Origin of the sequence: Cognatundibacterium luofuense (assembly GCF_018139685.1) — a bacterium.
GTDB classification, from domain to species: Bacteria; Pseudomonadota; Gammaproteobacteria; order Burkholderiales; family Burkholderiaceae_D; genus Undibacterium; species Undibacterium luofuense.
Map to the genome: position 1 here is coordinate 1 of NZ_JAGSPN010000312.1, position 357 is coordinate 357.

At 45.9% G+C, this 357-nt stretch carries 1 protein-coding gene; it reads left to right on the forward strand.

Features of this window, described 5'->3' with window-relative positions; translation table 11 throughout:
- Nucleotides 1-149: 149 nt before the first annotated feature.
- The coding region (locus KDM89_RS20565; RefSeq protein WP_212689713.1) for a hypothetical protein at nt 150-357 on the forward strand (208 nt) is incomplete at its 3' end.

Sequence of the window (357 nt, forward strand, 5' to 3'; positions counted from 1 at the left end):
AGGCCTCACCATCGAAATGCTGAGACTGCCGACATTGTATGGCGAAGGTGGCGGCGGTATTCACTGCGTTACACAACAACAACCTATGCCGTAAATGAAACGCGGTTTTTTAATTCGGTAAAAATGCGCTTGCACAGCATTAATGTGTTGTGCAAGGCTGCGCTGCACTTATAGAGAAATCGACATTGCCAAATCGGGAAAGCAGGAAAATTCGTTTTATCCACGTACGACTGATAGCGCATTCAAATGCGAAACCTGATGGGTTTGCACCTCAAACTTACCGCGAGAAGAAAAAATATGATGTCATCCATGTTATCTGGCCGACGCTGGATGTTGATCTGTTTGGCAGGCGTGATT